Consider the following 15,629-nt stretch of genomic DNA (forward strand, 5'->3'; position numbering starts at 1 on the left):
ATTAATGGCAAAATTATTACCTAGTCATGATTAAAAAGATTATAACGACCTGCATGGGTCTCTTATTAGGACTGGCTCTTTTTGGTGTAGGTCTGATTGCAATTGCAATTTTGGTAACCTATCCAAAACTGCCGTCTTTGGACTCTTTACAACACTACAAACCAAAAATGCCGCTGACGATTTATTCTTCAGACGGCCAAGTCATTGGCGTTTACGGCGAACAACGGCGTGAATTTACCAAAATCGGCGACTTCCCGAAAATTTTGAAAGATGCCGTGATTGCCGCCGAAGACAAACGCTTCTATGACCACTGGGGCGTGGACGTTTGGGGTGTGGCGCGTGCCGCAATCGGCAACGTCATGGCCGGCGGCGTTCAATCCGGTGCCAGTACGATTACGCAGCAGGTTGCCAAAAACTTCTACCTGAGCAGCGAGCGTTCGTTCACCCGTAAATTCAACGAAGCCCTGTTGGCCTACAAAATCGAGCAGTCTTTGAGCAAAGATAAGATTTTGGAGCTGTACTTCAACCAAATCTATTTGGGTCAACGTGCTTATGGTTTTGCCTCCGCCGCCCAAATTTATTTCAACAAAAATGTTAACGAATTAACATTGGCCGAAGCCGCCATGTTGGCCGGCTTGCCTAAAGCACCTTCTGCCTACAACCCGATTGTGAACCCTGAGCGTGCCAAACTGCGTCAGGCTTATATTCTGAACAATATGCTGGAAGAAGGCATGATTACCCTGCAGCAACGCGATCAGGCTTTGAAAGAAGAGTTGCATTACGAGCGTTTTGTACAAAACATCGATCAAAGCGCCCTGTACGTTGCCGAAATGGTACGTCAAGAGCTGTTTGAGAAATACGGCGAAGATGCCTACACTCAAGGCTTTAAGGTATATACCACTGTCGACACTGCACACCAGCGCGTGGCCACCGAAGCCCTGCGCAAAGTTCTGCGCAACTTCGACCGCGGCAGCAGCTACCGCGGTGCAGAAAACTACATCGACCTGAGCAAAAGCGACAACGTAGAAGAAACCGTCAGCCAATATCTTTCTACGCTTTACACCGTTGATAAAATGATTCCGGCGGTTGTATTGGAAGCCTCACGCAAAGGTGTACAGATTCAGTTGCCAAGCGGCCGTAAAGTGACGCTGAACAGCCACGCTTTAGGCTTTGCCGCCCGTGCCGTCAACAACGAAAAAATGGGCGAAGACCGCATCCGCCGCGGCTCCGTCATCCGCGTTAAAGGCAGCGGCGATACCTTTACCGTCGTTCAAGAGCCTTTGCTGCAAGGCGCATTGGTGTCTTTAGATGCGAAAACCGGTGCAGTCCGCGCATTGGTCGGCGGCTACGACTACCACAGCAAAACCTTCAACCGCGCAACTCAAGCCATGCGCCAACCCGGCTCTACGTTTAAACCGTTTGTTTATTCCGCCGCTTTGGCAAAAGGCATGACTGCCTCCACCATGATTAACGATGCGCCGATTTCCCTGCCGGGCAAAGGTGCAAACGGCAAAGTGTGGAACCCGAAAAATTCAGACGGCCGCTATTCCGGTTACATCACGCTGCGCCAGGCTTTGACCGCTTCGAAAAACATGGTGTCCATCCGCATCCTGATGTCTATCGGCATCGGCTACGCGCAACAATACATCCAACGCTTCGGCTTCAAGCCGTCTGAAATCCCTGCTAGCCTGTCTATGGCTTTGGGTACAGGCGAAACCACACCGTTGCGTATTGCAGAAGGTTACAGCGTCTTTGCCAACGGCGGTTACAAAGTATCTGCCCACGTCATCGACAAAATCTACGACAGCCAAGGCCGTCTGAGAGCGCAAATGCAACCTTTGGTAGCCGGTGAGAACGCACCTCAGGCCATTGACCCGCGCAACGCCTACATCATGTACAAAATCATGCAAGACGTTGTCCGTGTCGGTACCGCACGCGGTGCAGCCGCACTCGGCCGCGCCGACATCGCCGGTAAAACCGGTACCACCAACGACAACAAAGACGCATGGTTTGTCGGCTTCAACCCTAGCGTTGTGACTGCCGTCTATATCGGCTTTGACAAACCGCGCAGCATGGGTCGTGCAGGTTACGGTGGTACAATCGCCGTACCGGTTTGGGTAGAATACATGCGCTTCGCCCTGAAAGGCACCAGCGTCAAACCGATGAAAGCACCTGAAGGCGTGGTTACAAACGGCGGCGAAGTGTATATGCGCGAACGCATGACCACCAGCTCCGACCTGGCCTTGGACAACAGCGGCGTTGCTCCGCGTCCTGCCCATCGTGCCGTTCCGAATGAAAACCGCCGCCGTACCGAGAGCGGCAATGCGCCAGCCCGTGAAGAATTAGACGAAACCCCAGTTCTGCCAAGCAATACCGGCAACAATAACAGACAACAACTGGACTCTCTGTTCTAACAAATCAAGGCCGTCTGAAACGTTCAGACGGCCTTTTTTGAGAAAATTCAAAGCAAAACCATGATTGATTTACACTGCCATTCAACCGTTTCAGACGGCATGCTTTCCCCAACCGAAGTCGTCCGACTCGCCCTTCAAAACGGTTGCACCCTGCTCGCCCTGACCGACCACGACCATACCGGCGGACTTGCCGAAGCACGTGCCGAAGCCGATACCCTCGGCCTCCCCTTCGTCAACGGCGTGGAAATATCCGTCACTTGGCGCGGCCGCACCATCCACATTGTCGGTTTGGACTTTGACGAACACAACGAAGCCCTGCAAAACCTGCTTGCCGAAGTCCGCAAAGGCCGTCTAAAACGATTGGAAGCCATCGCGGCCAAACTGGAGAAAAAAGGCATAACAGGCTCGTATGAAGGCGCGCTGGCATTGGCCGCCAACAAAGAAATGGCCAGCCGTACCCACATTGCCGAATTCCTCATTCGCGAAGGCCATGTTAAAAACAAACAGCAGGCATTTACCAAATATCTGGGCGACGGCAAATCCTGTTCCGTCAGACATGAATGGGCCACACTGGAAGACTGCGTAGTCGCGATTACAGGCGCGGGCGGCATGGCCATTATCGCCCACCCGATGCGCTATGAATTATCCGCCACCGCCAAACGAAACCTCTTTCAAGAATTTAAAAATCTCGGCGGCGCAGGAATTGAAGTGCACAGCGGCAACTGCTGCAAAAACGACCGCCTCAACTATGCCCTGCTTGCCGACCGTTTCGACTTTCTCGCCAGCGCAGGCAGCGACTTCCACCGCCCCAACGACTTCAGCGGCGGCATACTCGGCGCCTGTCCCGACCTACCCGAACAATGCCGTCCTGTCTGGGAACACTTTAAGGCCGTCTGAATTTTTTCATATTTTTGTAAATAGCTTATCTATCTATAAACAGAGACACAGCATCTACACAATTTACATAAGTAAATTCAATAATCAAATATACCTCATAAAACTCCCTCAACTGACATGTATCGTTTTTAAGCAATGTGTTAGGCAAACTCATTCTCTATTCTAGAAATATATGCATAATCTTTTAATTCATTAGGAATATCCTCAATTATTTCATTTCTTTTAATTCCTATTTTTATAAAGGCACCCACTGACGCCAAAAACGCAGAAAAATATTGAGATACTCCAAGATTCTTCATCCCTTCATAGAATCCATAAGCTGCCGAGATGGATCCAACCAAATCTGAAAAATCTGCTCTTAATACAATTTTATGACTAACCAGACATTTGTTTTTCATTACCTTATGTGAGTCCATTGATTTATGTAAATCACAAATTGCTTTTTCTAGTTGCAACATCTTTGTATTCTGAGTAAATATTTGATCAGGAGAACTAATTATTTCATCATACATAGCACTTAAGCATAAACGCAACATTATTAATTCATCATTATATTTTTCTTTGAAATTTAAAATTTCTTCAAGAGGTATAGATCTTTGTGGAATAGGAATAGCTTTATATAGTTCAAATTCAATCGTCCTTTGAAGAGTTTTCCTTATGTTTTTAGAAGCTTTAAAAGACAAATCTTTATGTAATTGTTGCAAACTCCAGAGATACTCTGTACCTTTATGATTATAATTATTAAAAATTTCTTCTTGAATATTCAAGAAGAAATCTTCATTTACCGAATAACTTCCTGTTAACCATACTTCTTCAATTGTTAGAATTTTTTCATTTTGAAGTAAATTAACATCACCTATATTGGAATAACTCATATAGAACATATTATTATTAGGTAAAATGATTTTATCCCAAAAAAACAGTGCCATTCTAATTTCCTGTTCTAAATCAACTCCACCCCCAATGATCGTATTACCATTAACCTCGACAGGAGGTGCCATAATAATTCCACGCTTCTTCACTTCTTATCTCCAATATTTAACTCAAAGAGTAACAAATTTTGAATATTTAGATATAAAATCCATATTTGCAATAAATAAAAATAACATAAAAATACTGTATAACTATAATATACTCCCTTCTCTAAGTAAAATCATAACAACAGAAATAAAAATGCACAGGCCGTCTGAAAAATACTTTCAGACGGCCTGTGCATTTTTATTTCTGTTTACCGCAAGTTAAAACGACCTCACCAGTGACAAACCGACTTCGTTTTGTTTGTAGCTGTACAGCCAGTCGGTGTTGCCGTTAACGCGGCGGTGTTTATAGCTGAGGACGGGCTTAAGGCCGGCGAATTTCCAGCGGTCAGCGCCTATGCTGAGGCGGTAGGTTTGTTCTTTGTCGCGGCGGCGTTGTTCGAGGACGGCATTCTCTTCCCTATGGCTGCGGATGCCGAAGGTAGCAGACACGGAAACGTCGAAACCGGCTTCAAACATTTTTGCCGCACCCAGCCGTGCGGAAATTTGGCGATAGCTGTCCACAGGGTCTTTCGTTTTGCGCTGCTGCCAGTCTATGCCACCGTAGAGCATCAGGTCGTTGCGCGGAAAATAAGACAAGGTGTTGTAAACGGAGAGGAGGCTGCCGTCGAGCAAACGGGTTTTGTCTGCATAAGAAAGGTGTTTCCACTCAGCTTCCGTGTTCCATGTCCAATCGCCCTTGTCGAGGTTCCATTCGTTGCGCACACCATAGGCGCGGTTGAGGGTTTTGCTGCCGCTGCCATTCCATTCGACAAGTGGTGCGAAGGCGAAAGTGTGGCGCTGGTTTTCAAACTGATAGCCTGCACTGAGGTTGAGCGTGTGTTCGTTGAAATCTTTATGGTCGCGGTAGAAGCGGCCATAGCCGAGCGCGCGAGCGGCAATGCCGTGGTGTCCTTTAACCTGCCAGCGGCGGACGGCGGCGGCTTCGTATTTGATGCCGTTGGCGGAAATGGGTTTGTCGCCTGAAAATTCTTCCCAACATTCGCCGTCGATTTCGGTTTTACACCACACTTTGCCGCTGGCTTCGTTGATGTTGCTATTGTGGACGGCGCCGACGGAGAGGCTGCCTTTCCAGCTTTGACGCTGGTTCAAGGCATCTTGGAAATGGGCGATGTTTTCTTTGACGGCTTCAGGCAAGTCTTCGTTTTGAAGGTGTACAAATTCAGAAGATGCTTCGCGGTTCAGACGGCCTTCAAAAAGCAGGCGTGCGTAATCAAGCCGTCCGCGTGTAAAATCGGGATGACGTTGCAACAGGGTTTCGTATTCTTGTTTGGCGGCTTTCCACTTACCTTCGCCTCGTGCAAGAGAAGCACGGGCAAACGAAGCGATATCGGGATCGTATTCGGTTTGCTGGGTATAACGCTCCAGCAGAGGGCGAACGGTTTGCCAATCGCTGCGGTTGACAGCATTAAACAGTGCCTCGCCTTGGTCGGCTTCGGAGTCGCTCTCGGCTGTCTTCCCGGTATGCGGAGCAGAAATATCGAGATGATATTCGCGCACTTTTTGTTCCTGCTCCTGCATGGTTTGGCGGGTATCCTGCCACAGGCGTTGCGCGGTGCGGTCGTCTGAAAAATCAGAACGCGGCGCGGCAAGGACGGGAGCAGAAAGAAGCAGAATCAGGCAGGCAGACGGTTTGTACATGGGATCGGCTTTCCGGTCGCAAGTTTCAGACGACCTTGAGAAATTTGGAAGCAAGTGTTTAAAAAAGCCTGCGGATGGCAGGCTTTATTTTACTTAAAGACAGATTTTAGCGTTTTACGCCGCCGTATGCCGTATCCAGATTGCGGTCGGTCTTAAATTTGGCAACACCGGCCAACGCGCTTGCACCGTTGCCGAAGAAGTGGCCTTCGGTTTTACCGAAGTGGCCGTTGGCGCGAGCGTAGCCTTCAAATGATGCGCTGGATGGCTTGATGCGGGAATGGATGTCCATCTGTACAGCGTTATTTTTCATAGAACCGGTCAAGACGCGTTGACCGAAGTCTGCGCGCAAAGTACCAACCATCGGGTTGTTGCCGGTGTAGTTATTGATACCTTTAACTGCGTAGTTGGCTACACCGGATACAGGCATAGAGGTAGCGCGTTTGTCGCCGGAGTAGAAAACGCCGCGGTTAGAGCCTTTAGCGTATTCTTTACCGACCCACTCACCGTAGTATACTTCAGAGTCACCGCTCTTGATGGTGTTGAACGCATAGCGGCCGAGGTTTTGACGGGTATATGCGTCGTTAACCTGTACGGTTTTCACGCCATTGCGGTCTGCATTGCCAGGCATACGGTTTACGTTGGTGTAGTACACGCCTGAACGGTAGGCAGCGTGTTTCATCACTTTTTCGCCTTCGGCTTCAGATGCAGGCTTGCCCCATTTTTTGCCGTATTTGTGATTTTTGTAGCCATACTCGAATGGGTTATAGGCATTATTAGCTGCAAATGCGCCTACGCTGAACACAACAGCCAAAACAGCAGCGGTGGTTTTTTGCAGATTCAGTTTCATTGAACACTCCTTGAGGTAAAACGATGGTGGGGAAAATTATGTTTCGTTGTGAGTAGAACATATCGTTATGTGAGGAGGTCTTTTTGTTCTGCAAAGCATTTTATAGGGGAAGTGTTAGCACAGAATTAGTAAATATCCTAACAATCCCCTACAAAGCGAAATTCTTTATTTTTAATTCGATACAGCCTGTATCACCTACCCTAAAACGGCAAAGAATATATTGAAACTGCCTGCCCGATACACCATAATGACCCTATAAATACTCGGAAAAAAGGTTAACGCCATGTGCCAACTGCTCGGCATGAATTGCAACACTCCCACAGACATCATGTTTTCTTTTGAAGGCTTCCGCCGTCGAGGCGGCATTACCGACCACCATGCCGATGGTTTCGGCATCGGTTTCTTTGAAGGCAAAGGCGTGCGCTTGTTTCACGACGACAAACCCAGTGCCAACTCGCCCGTTGCCGACTTGGTGCGCGCCTACCAAATCAAATCCGAAAACGTTATCGCCCATATCCGCAAGGCCTCACAAGGTCAGACCTCATTGGCGAACACTCATCCCTTCATGCGCGAGATGTGGGGCGAATATTGGCTGTTTGCCCACAACGGCCATTTGATTGATTTTTACCCCGAGCAGGGCGAGTACTACCATGCCGTCGGCACGACCGATTCCGAACGCGCGTTCTGCTTTATCCTCAACCGCCTGCGCAGCCGCTTTGCCACCAAGCCCGAACCTGAAGTTTTGTTTGACGCCATTGCCGGCCTGACTCATGAAATCCGCCGCTACGGCTTGTTCAACTTTGTGATGTCCAACGGTGACTGCCTGTTTGCCCACGCCAGTACCTTACTGCACTACATCGTGCGCAAAGCCCCGTTTGGCAAAGCACGCCTGCTGGACGATGATGTCATGGTCGATTTTTCAGAAGTGACCACCCCGAACGATAAAGTTTCCGTCATCGCTACCCTGCCCCTGACGCGAGATGAAACTTGGTCGCAATTGGCAGTCAATGAATTGGTGATGTTTCAAGACGGCGACATTGTCCTCAGCGACCGCCCCGACAATCCGGTTTACATGAGCGCGGAAGAAGGTTTGGAAATCGCCCGTGCCGTCGGCGTATCGGTTTGACGTTTGATTGGCTGAAAAACTCAAGGCCGTCTGAAAGGCTCAACTTCGCTCAAGTTGCCCTTTCAGACGGCCTTTTTATACTTAATCCATAGACAAAGCCTTTACTATACGAAAATAACGCAATCCGCTACAATAATAGTTCACAAACAATAAATTCAATTGCTTAGCGACCTTGCCGAGCGTATGACAAGGAAACCCGATGAAGTGCCCGTTTTGCCAACACCCCAACACACAAGTAACCGACTCGCGATGGCTAGAAGACACCAACAGCATCCGTCGCCGTCGCAAATGCTTGGAATGCGGACAACGCTTCAGCACTTTTGAAACCGTTGAAATGCGGATGCCGCAAGTCATCAAATCCAACGGCACACGGGTTCCCTTCAATGCGCACAAACTGCAGACCAGCCTTGAGCGCGCGCTGCACAAACGTCCTGTCACACAAGAACAAATCGATGAAACCGTTGCCCTTATCGAGCAGCGCCTCTACCGTTTGGGCAAAAAAGAAGTCGCTTCGCACATCGTCGGCGAAATGGCGATGGAGGAACTGGCAAAAATCGACCAAGTTGCTTATGTCCGCTTCGCGTCTGTCTATAAAAGCTTTAAAGACGTTTCCGAATTCACCCAAGTCATCGCCGAATGCAAAGCCAAATAAGGCCGTCTGAAACCATGTTTTCCGCACTTGATACCCAAATGATGCAAACCGCCCTCGAGCTGGCCAAGCTTGGGCGGTTTTCTACTTCCCCCAATCCCCGCGTCGGTTGCGTGATTGCACACGGCACACAAATCGTCGGACAAGGTTTCCACGTCAAAGCAGGCGAGCCGCACGCTGAAGTTCACGCATTGAGGCAGGCCGGAGCGGCGGCAAAAGGCGCAACAGCCTATGTCACGCTGGAACCTTGCAGCCATTACGGCCGTACACCACCGTGCGCCGAAGCGCTGGTTCATTCCGGCGTAACGCGCGTAGTCGCCGCCATGACCGACCCTAACCCGTTGGTCGCAGGCAAAGGCTTATCCATGCTGGAAGCCGCCGGAATCCGTACAGAAAGCGGTTTGCTGGAAGCTCAGGCGCGCGAACTCAACCGCGGTTTCCTGTCGCGTATCGAACGCGGCAGACCGTTTGTCCGCCTCAAATGCGCTGCCAGTTTGGACGGCAAAACCGCTCTTTCAGACGGCCGCAGCTTTTGGATTACCAGCGAAGCGGCACGCGAAGACGTACAAATTCTCCGTGCCGAAAGTTGCGCCGTTTTGACCGGTATCGGTACCGTACTTGCCGACAACCCGAAACTCAACGTTCGCAGCTTCCCCACCCTACGTCAACCTGCGCGTATCGTCTTGGACAGCCGACTGCAAATCCCTTTGGACTGCCACCTCGTGACCGATACCGAAAGCCCGACCGTTATCGTTACCCTTTCCTCAGACGAACAACGTTTGCAGGCTCTGAGTGCATTTGAACATATCCGCATCATCAGGCCGTCTGAACACATCAACGGTCGCATCAATCTTCTTTCACTCATGCCGCAACTGGCAGAGCTTGGCTTTGGCGAAGTTCTGGTAGAAGCCGGCTCAACACTTGCTTCAGCCTTCCTGAAGGATGACTTGGTGGATGAAATCGTCCTCTACCAAGCGCCGAAACTATTAGGCGCAGGCAAACCTCTTTTCTCCATTCCTGAAAATCCGGCCGTCCTGCTTTCAGACGGCCCTTGGCAAAGTCAATCAGTAGAAATCATCGGGCAGGACATTAAATGGGTTCTCCGGAAAAAATCCACCTAATTGCCTCAGCTTGATAATTAAACCATTTTCAATAGAATCTATCTATCATTTGCATGGCAATAAATGTGTTTTTCGCCGAAATATTATAATGACTATAACGTATTCCAATTTAAAACTTTGACTTGCACTAACTATCCTCGAGCTGATTGTCGACAAATTTTCCTTTTTTTCATCACAAAAGAATGAATTATTAAGATAAGTTAAACCATGAAAATTTGTTAAAAGTTTTTATTCTAGAAGGGTTTTAAACGGCATAAACGGTAGTTTAATTTCATGAACCATGCATTTGACAAAGAGATATTTAAAATTAAAACATTTGGTTGAGTGTAATTTCTAAAAATTCAATATTCAAAAATACCTTTTTCATACCTTACAGGCCGTCTGAACGACCGTTAAACTTTTTTGATTGAGACGAATCAGATAAGTGCTTATGATTCCGTCTAATGTAATTATAAGTATGGTTTTAAGGCTTCACACGATACGGCAGCCGGCTATGGCTATGCGGTTGCAGCAAACAACTCAGGCATCGGGAAAACACTCCCGATTTACTCATTCATTAAACGAAAGACATCATGAAAAACGTTACGATACAAAAATTTGCCGATAAGACCGCAAAAATCGGCATCGTTGGCTTAGGCTACGTCGGTTTACCACTGATGTTGCGCTATGTGGATATCGGTTACCAAGTTTTGGGTTTCGACATTGACACCAACAAAGTCGACAAGCTCAACAAAGGCGAAAGCTACATTGAGCATATCCCTTCCGACAAAATTGCCGCTGCTTCCAACAGCCTGTTTGAAGCAACGACCGACTTCTCCCGCATCGGCGAAGTAGAAGCCGTCATTTTGTGCGTACCGACTCCGCTGAACAAATACCGTGAGCCGGACATGAGCTTTGTGATTGACACTACCGATGCGGTAAAACCTTACCTGCGCGCCGGTCAAGTGCTGTCTTTAGAATCCACCACCTACCCCGGTACTACCGAAGAAGAATTGCTGCCACGTATGGAAGAAGGCGGCTTGAAAGTCGGTCAAGACGTGTTCTTAGTTTACTCTCCTGAGCGTGAAGACCCGGGTAACCCTAACTTTGAAACCCGTACCATTCCAAAAGTCATCGGCGGCCATACCCCTGCCTGTTTGGAAGTCGGCCTTGCGCTGTACCAACCTGCCATCGATAAAGTTGTTCCAGTAAGCTCCACCAAAGCTGCCGAGCTGACCAAACTCCTGGAAAACATCCACCGCGCCGTAAACATTGGCTTGGTGAACGAGATGAAAATCGTTGCCGACAAAATGGGCATCGACATTCACGAAGTCATCAATGCCGCTGCGACCAAACCGTTCGGCTTCGTTGCTTATTACCCAGGTCCAGGCTTGGGTGGTCACTGTATCCCTATCGACCCGTTCTACCTGACTTGGAAAGCACGCGAATACGGCGTAAACACCCGCTTCATCGAGCTTGCCGGCGAAGTAAACTCCCACATGCCTGACTACGTTATCGAAAAAGTCGGCCTGGCTTTGAATGACCACAACCGTTCTATCAAAGACAGCAAAATCTTGGTATTGGGTATCGCCTACAAGAAAAACGTGGACGATATGCGTGAAAGCCCGTCTGTAGAAGTGATGGACCGCCTGCACAAACTGGGCGCAGTGGTTTCCTACTCTGACCCGCACGTTCCAGAGTTTCCGCACATCCCCGGCCACCACTACTTCGACCTGAAGAGCGAAGCGCTGACTCCTGAAACTGTCGCCCAATACGATTGCGTGGTTCTGACCACCGATCACGACAAATTCGACTATGACATGATCACCGAACATGCCAAGCTGATTGTCGATACACGCGGCAAATTCCCAGTAAAAAATCCTAAAGTCATCAAAGCATAATCTTGCTTCAGACACATCCGGCTGCCTCCGGTTTCCCCGACCGGGACGGTAGCCGGTTTCCCAAGGCTATTTGTTTTTCAGACGGCCTTGGCAAACCGGCAACGGTAACAACACATACCCTACGAAAAACGCTCAGCTCGAACTTCTGGCCGTCTGAAAACAAATAATATGAACGCGAAAAAAATCCTCGGCTACGCATTGGGCCCGATAGGAAGCGCCGCTTTCGGCCTGCTTTCCCTGCCGCTCATCTCATGGTACTTCCCTGCGGAAGACATCGGCCGTATCGTACTCTTGCAGACCATTGCCGGACTGAGCATCCTGTTGCTGGGCTTGGGGCTGGACCAATCCTATATTCGCGACTATTACGCCGTTAAAGACAAGGCCGCGCTGTTCAAATCCGTTTTTTTATCGCCATTGATTCTGACTGTGGCGGTTGTGGTTTTAGTGTTACTGATAAACGCATCATGGCCGTCTGAAATCATTTTTGACATCCCCAGTGCAAATTTGGGGATTCTCTTTCTGATTTTCTTGGCCACTACGCTGATTACCCGTTTTTTAGCCTTGATTTTGCGGATGAAAGAGCAGGCATTGGCTTTTTCCGTCAGCCAGCTTGCGCCGAAATTCTTGATTTTGGTGTTGGTTTTTGCCGTGATTGCTTCCGGCTTACCTACCAATACTACTTCGCTGGTTTTTACCTACACCGCAGCCCAAGTGCTGACCGTTGTACTGTTGATATATCAGCTGCGCCAAGACCTGCAAGCCGTTTCCCATGCGAAATGGTCGCCCGAGCTGCATCGGGACGGCCTGCGCTACGGCCTGCCGCTGGCATTCGGCAACTTGGCCTATTGGGGCCTGACTTCGATTGACCGCTTTGTCCTCAAAGACATCTCGGGTTTGGACGAATTGGGCATCTATTCGATGGCAGTCAGCTTTGGTGCCGTCGCCTTGATTTTCCAAAGTGTGTTTTCCACTATTTGGGCGCCTTTGGTGTTCAAATGGGTAGAAGAAAAAACCAATCTGGATAAAATCGGCGACATCACGCTTTCCATGACCGTCCTCATCAGCGCAATGATTTGCCTCATTGGGATTTTCTCGCCGATGGTGACCTGGATACTGCCGGAAAAATACACGCAGGTTCAATTTATCCTGCTCTCGTGTATGCTCTTCCCCCTGTTTTACACGCTGACCGAAGTCAGCGGCATCGGTTTGAACGTTGTCCGCTCAACTTGGCTGATTACCGTCATCAACATCGTTGCCTTTATCGCCAATACCGCCCTGCTCTATCTGCTGGTACCGAAATTCGGTGCAAAAGGTGCGGCTATGGCCAGCGCAACGGCTTTTTGGCTGTTTTTCATCTTTAAAACCGAATTCTCTTCACGCCTGTGGCAGCCTTTGCCGCGCCTGAAGATTTATACAAACTCAACGCTCTGCCTGATGATCTGCCTTGCCTATACTTGGCTGGGTACGCGCGACAACTACATCTGGTTTGCGCTGGCATGGGCAGTCGGGCTAGGTTTCCTGTTCCTAAAATACAAACACGCACTATTTGCCGCGACCGAAAAAATCAAAGCCAAATTAAACCGTTCGGCAAAATAGCCAACCTGAGATTCAGGTCTCTACGATAACAACAGAACGACTATGAAAATAAAACGTCTAAATTTATACACTTACATCCTATACATTATGTTTACAGCTTATATGCTGGGGCCGGCGCTGTCTTTTAAAATCGGCGTACCGCGCATCGATAATCCTTTATCGTTGTTGTTCGTATTGATTGGCCTTGCCGTATTCTTTTTGGAGGGCAAGCATATTCCGCGCAAAATTTTTGTCATGCTCTGCGCCCTGGCCGCCATGTGTATTTGGCCGGCCATCCACATGGGCATTACATCGCTGATACCGACTCAATACATGGACATCTTGTTTTTTATGGCGGTGCCGGTTTTTTTCTACTTGTTTTACCAAGTGCTTATGCGCGCTGAAGATCCATTGGGCGTTATTCAGAAGTTTTTATTGGTCTTTGCCCTTTATGTTGCCATTCCACCATTTGTGGAATTGATTACCGGCATTCAGTTTGTCAGTGCCAGTGATGAACTGGCCATTAAAGAAGGCTCGCTCAAAGGGCTGTTTTTCAACCCCAACAACCTTGCTGCTACTGCCGTTTGCCTCGCACCCGCCATCCTGTTTTTCTTTCAACTGCAAGGACGCAAACACAAAGAGAAACTACTGGGCTGGGGATTATATTTACTACTAGGTATGGCCATTTTTGTTTGCGTATCAAGAACAGCTATTGCCTGCTACCTTTTGATTTCACTCATTTATATAGCTTATCGTAAAAATGGTTTTATTACCGTTATTGCCACAGGACTGCTCGCGTTAACATTATCGATGATTCCATCCCGTGTCATCGCGGAATTTTTGCTGTCACTTAACGGCAACCCTTTTCTTGAACGGTTTTCCAGCCGCGTGTACCTTTTTCTATTCGATTTAGACAGCGACAACTCTGTGTCCTACCGTCAGGAGATTTACAACTATTTTTGGAATAATCCGCCCCTGTTGCTAACCGGCTACGGACCAAAAAATTTTCGCGACTATTTTGGCGGCCACTTGAGTAACAGCCTGGGTTTTGAAAATCCGCACAGTTTCATCATCGAACTGTATTTGGGTTTCGGCATAATTTCCCTGCTCGGTTTTATTGCATTTGTAGCGTTTTATTTCCTCTACACTACCTCAAGCCGTGCACTAACCAACAAATCACGCGTACTGGCTTGGGTAACTTTGGGCATTTTCTTGTTGGCAGGTTTTATTCCGTCCACCATTTTGCGTATGCCCTTCATCTGGCTACCCTGCCTGCTGATTTACATTTACAGCGCATTTGTCGCATCCAAATTACAAAATCAGGCCGCTTACACATATAGCTATACCCCATCTAAAACAAAGGGAATATCATGAAAATCACCCTGACTACCTCCATGTCTGGCCTCGGTGGCACTGAAAACGCCACTTTCCGCCTTGGTCGCCTGCTCAAACAACGCGGACACGATATCGTATTGGCCTCTTCAGACGGCCCTTTGATTCAGGAAGCGCAAGCATTGGGCATCCGTTGGCAGCCGATTGATTTTTACCAAGGTGGTCTTTTGGGTTATGTCAAAGGCATGTTTGCCTATATGAAACTGCTGAAAAAAGAGAAGCCCGATGTGATTCACTGCCAAATGGCACGTATCGTTCCGGCCTGCGCCATTGCGGCCAAGTTTGCCTCGCCGAAAACCAAAGTGTTCTACCACGCGCGCGGCCTTGATCCGGAAACTTATCCGAAAATTGCCAAGCTTTTCGACAAGCTGGGCGTGTACATCATCGGCAACTGCAAACACGAACGCGAAAAACTCATCCGCTACGGTTTCCCTGCCAACCGCATCACCTACACCTACAATGCCCTGCACAAAGCAGATTTCGTTCCTGAAAAAACGGTCAAAGACTATGTCCAACTGGGCACGCTTTCCCGTTTGGACACCGTCCGCGCCGTGCACCTGATGTTGGATATTTTGAAGAAAATGGTTGACCGCGGTATGCCTGTACGCCTCAACGTTGCAGGTATCGGCGAAGAAATGGACAACCTCAAAGCCCAAGCCAAACGTTTGGGCATCGAAGACAAAGTTACCTTCCTCGGCGGCGTCCGCGACTTGACCGGCTACTTCAAAGAAGTCGATATTTTGGTGAACACACCGCATTGCGTGGGCGACCACGGCGCAGGTGTCGGCAACAATATTTTGGAAGCCGGCCTTTACGACACGCCTGTCGTGACCTACAACATGGCGGGTATTTCGGAAATGGTCATTACCGGCCAAACCGGCTACTGCATTCCTTTCGGCGACGATGAAGCATTTATCGAAGCCGTCGATACACTCATCAAGCATCCTGAGTTGCGCAGTCAAATGGGTAAAGCCCTGCGCAAACACGTCGAAACCTTATGCTCCGACGACGAAATCTACCGCACCACCATGGCTGCGTACGAAATGTAAG

The 15,629-nt window shown here is 48.7% G+C and carries 12 protein-coding genes; 9 read left to right on the forward strand and 3 right to left on the reverse strand.

Features of this window, described 5'->3' with window-relative positions; genetic code table 11:
• Positions 1-26 precede the first annotated feature (26 nt).
• Together ACTHSW_RS04440 and ACTHSW_RS04445 are read left to right on the forward strand one after the other, a co-directional pair.
• Entirely contained in the window at positions 27-2,414 is a 2,388-nt protein-coding gene (locus ACTHSW_RS04440; RefSeq protein WP_070460449.1) for a penicillin-binding protein 1A, read from the forward strand.
• A 60-nt stretch (positions 2,415-2,474) separates the two neighbouring features.
• Positions 2,475-3,311, forward strand: a complete 837-nt coding sequence (locus tag ACTHSW_RS04445) for a PHP domain-containing protein (RefSeq protein ID WP_070460450.1) — start codon at positions 2,475-2,477, stop codon at positions 3,309-3,311.
• A 140-nt stretch (positions 3,312-3,451) separates the two neighbouring features.
• On the opposite strand, the gene ACTHSW_RS04450 is transcribed toward ACTHSW_RS04445, so the two are convergent.
• From ACTHSW_RS04450 to ACTHSW_RS04460, 3 genes are all read right to left on the reverse strand, one after another.
• On the reverse strand, positions 3,452-4,312 hold the full coding sequence (locus ACTHSW_RS04450) for a DUF6236 family protein (protein WP_070460452.1): 861 nt from the start codon (positions 4,310-4,312) through the stop codon (positions 3,452-3,454).
• Positions 4,313-4,549: 237 nt separating this feature from the next.
• Positions 4,550-5,989 carry a surface lipoprotein assembly modifier gene (locus ACTHSW_RS04455; RefSeq protein WP_070460453.1) on the reverse strand — a complete coding sequence of 480 codons (1,440 nt, stop codon included), beginning with the start codon at positions 5,987-5,989 and terminating at the stop codon, positions 4,550-4,552.
• Between the two features lie 106 nt (positions 5,990-6,095).
• The gene (locus ACTHSW_RS04460) at positions 6,096-6,836 is read right to left on the reverse strand and encodes a Slam-dependent surface lipoprotein (protein WP_070460456.1); all 741 of its coding nucleotides are present in this window, start codon (positions 6,834-6,836) and stop codon (positions 6,096-6,098) included.
• Positions 6,837-7,119: 283 nt separating this feature from the next.
• Between ACTHSW_RS04460 and ACTHSW_RS04465 the strand changes: the two genes are divergently transcribed.
• From ACTHSW_RS04465 to ACTHSW_RS04495, 7 genes are all read left to right on the forward strand, one after another.
• Positions 7,120-7,962: a class II glutamine amidotransferase gene (locus tag ACTHSW_RS04465; protein WP_070460457.1), complete on the forward strand. Its 843-nt coding sequence runs from the start codon at positions 7,120-7,122 to the stop codon at positions 7,960-7,962.
• A 199-nt stretch (positions 7,963-8,161) separates the two neighbouring features.
• The gene (nrdR, locus tag ACTHSW_RS04470; protein ID WP_004520863.1) at positions 8,162-8,614 is read left to right on the forward strand and encodes a transcriptional regulator NrdR; all 453 of its coding nucleotides are present in this window, start codon (positions 8,162-8,164) and stop codon (positions 8,612-8,614) included.
• Positions 8,615-8,628: 14 nt separating this feature from the next.
• The gene (gene ribD / locus ACTHSW_RS04475; RefSeq protein ID WP_070460458.1) at positions 8,629-9,732 is read left to right on the forward strand and encodes a bifunctional diaminohydroxyphosphoribosylaminopyrimidine deaminase/5-amino-6-(5-phosphoribosylamino)uracil reductase RibD; all 1,104 of its coding nucleotides are present in this window, start codon (positions 8,629-8,631) and stop codon (positions 9,730-9,732) included.
• Between the two features lie 572 nt (positions 9,733-10,304).
• Positions 10,305-11,612, forward strand: coding sequence for a nucleotide sugar dehydrogenase (locus ACTHSW_RS04480; protein ID WP_070460459.1), 1,308 nt, complete (start codon positions 10,305-10,307; stop codon positions 11,610-11,612).
• A 168-nt stretch (positions 11,613-11,780) separates the two neighbouring features.
• Positions 11,781-13,208: an oligosaccharide flippase family protein gene (locus ACTHSW_RS04485; protein WP_070460460.1), complete on the forward strand. Its 1,428-nt coding sequence runs from the start codon at positions 11,781-11,783 to the stop codon at positions 13,206-13,208.
• Between the two features lie 42 nt (positions 13,209-13,250).
• Entirely contained in the window at positions 13,251-14,561 is a 1,311-nt protein-coding gene (locus ACTHSW_RS04490) for an O-antigen ligase family protein (RefSeq protein ID WP_070460461.1), read from the forward strand.
• A complete protein-coding gene (locus ACTHSW_RS04495; RefSeq protein WP_070460464.1) occupies positions 14,558-15,628 on the forward strand; it encodes a glycosyltransferase family 4 protein in 1,071 nt (356 codons plus the stop codon). The genes ACTHSW_RS04490 and ACTHSW_RS04495 overlap by 4 nt, the downstream gene beginning before the upstream one ends.
• Position 15,629: the final 1 nt, after the last annotated feature.

The organism is Neisseria sp. P0008.S004 (assembly GCF_051962755.1).
Lineage (GTDB): Bacteria > Pseudomonadota > Gammaproteobacteria > Burkholderiales > Neisseriaceae > Neisseria > Neisseria subflava_A.

What these genes read in the sequence shown, in the direction of transcription:
- ACTHSW_RS04495 (WP_070460464.1), top strand. Translation starts at nt 14,558, where the DNA reads ATGAAAATCACCCTGACTACCTCCATGTCTGGCCTCGGTGGCACTGAA.
- ACTHSW_RS04445 (WP_070460450.1), top strand. Translation starts at nt 2,475, where the DNA reads ATGATTGATTTACACTGCCATTCAACCGTTTCAGACGGCATGCTTTCC.
- ACTHSW_RS04465 (WP_070460457.1), top strand. Translation starts at nt 7,120, where the DNA reads ATGTGCCAACTGCTCGGCATGAATTGCAACACTCCCACAGACATCATG.
- ACTHSW_RS04450 (WP_070460452.1), bottom strand. Translation starts at nt 4,312, where the DNA reads ATGGCACCTCCTGTCGAGGTTAATGGTAATACGATCATTGGGGGTGGA.
- ACTHSW_RS04480 (WP_070460459.1), top strand. Translation starts at nt 10,305, where the DNA reads ATGAAAAACGTTACGATACAAAAATTTGCCGATAAGACCGCAAAAATC.
- ACTHSW_RS04440 (WP_070460449.1), top strand. Translation starts at nt 27, where the DNA reads ATGATTAAAAAGATTATAACGACCTGCATGGGTCTCTTATTAGGACTG.
- ACTHSW_RS04455 (WP_070460453.1), bottom strand. Translation starts at nt 5,989, where the DNA reads ATGTACAAACCGTCTGCCTGCCTGATTCTGCTTCTTTCTGCTCCCGTC.
- ACTHSW_RS04485 (WP_070460460.1), top strand. Translation starts at nt 11,781, where the DNA reads ATGAACGCGAAAAAAATCCTCGGCTACGCATTGGGCCCGATAGGAAGC.
- ACTHSW_RS04490 (WP_070460461.1), top strand. Translation starts at nt 13,251, where the DNA reads ATGAAAATAAAACGTCTAAATTTATACACTTACATCCTATACATTATG.
- ACTHSW_RS04460 (WP_070460456.1), bottom strand. Translation starts at nt 6,836, where the DNA reads ATGAAACTGAATCTGCAAAAAACCACCGCTGCTGTTTTGGCTGTTGTG.
- nrdR (WP_004520863.1), top strand. Translation starts at nt 8,162, where the DNA reads ATGAAGTGCCCGTTTTGCCAACACCCCAACACACAAGTAACCGACTCG.
- ribD (WP_070460458.1), top strand. Translation starts at nt 8,629, where the DNA reads ATGTTTTCCGCACTTGATACCCAAATGATGCAAACCGCCCTCGAGCTG.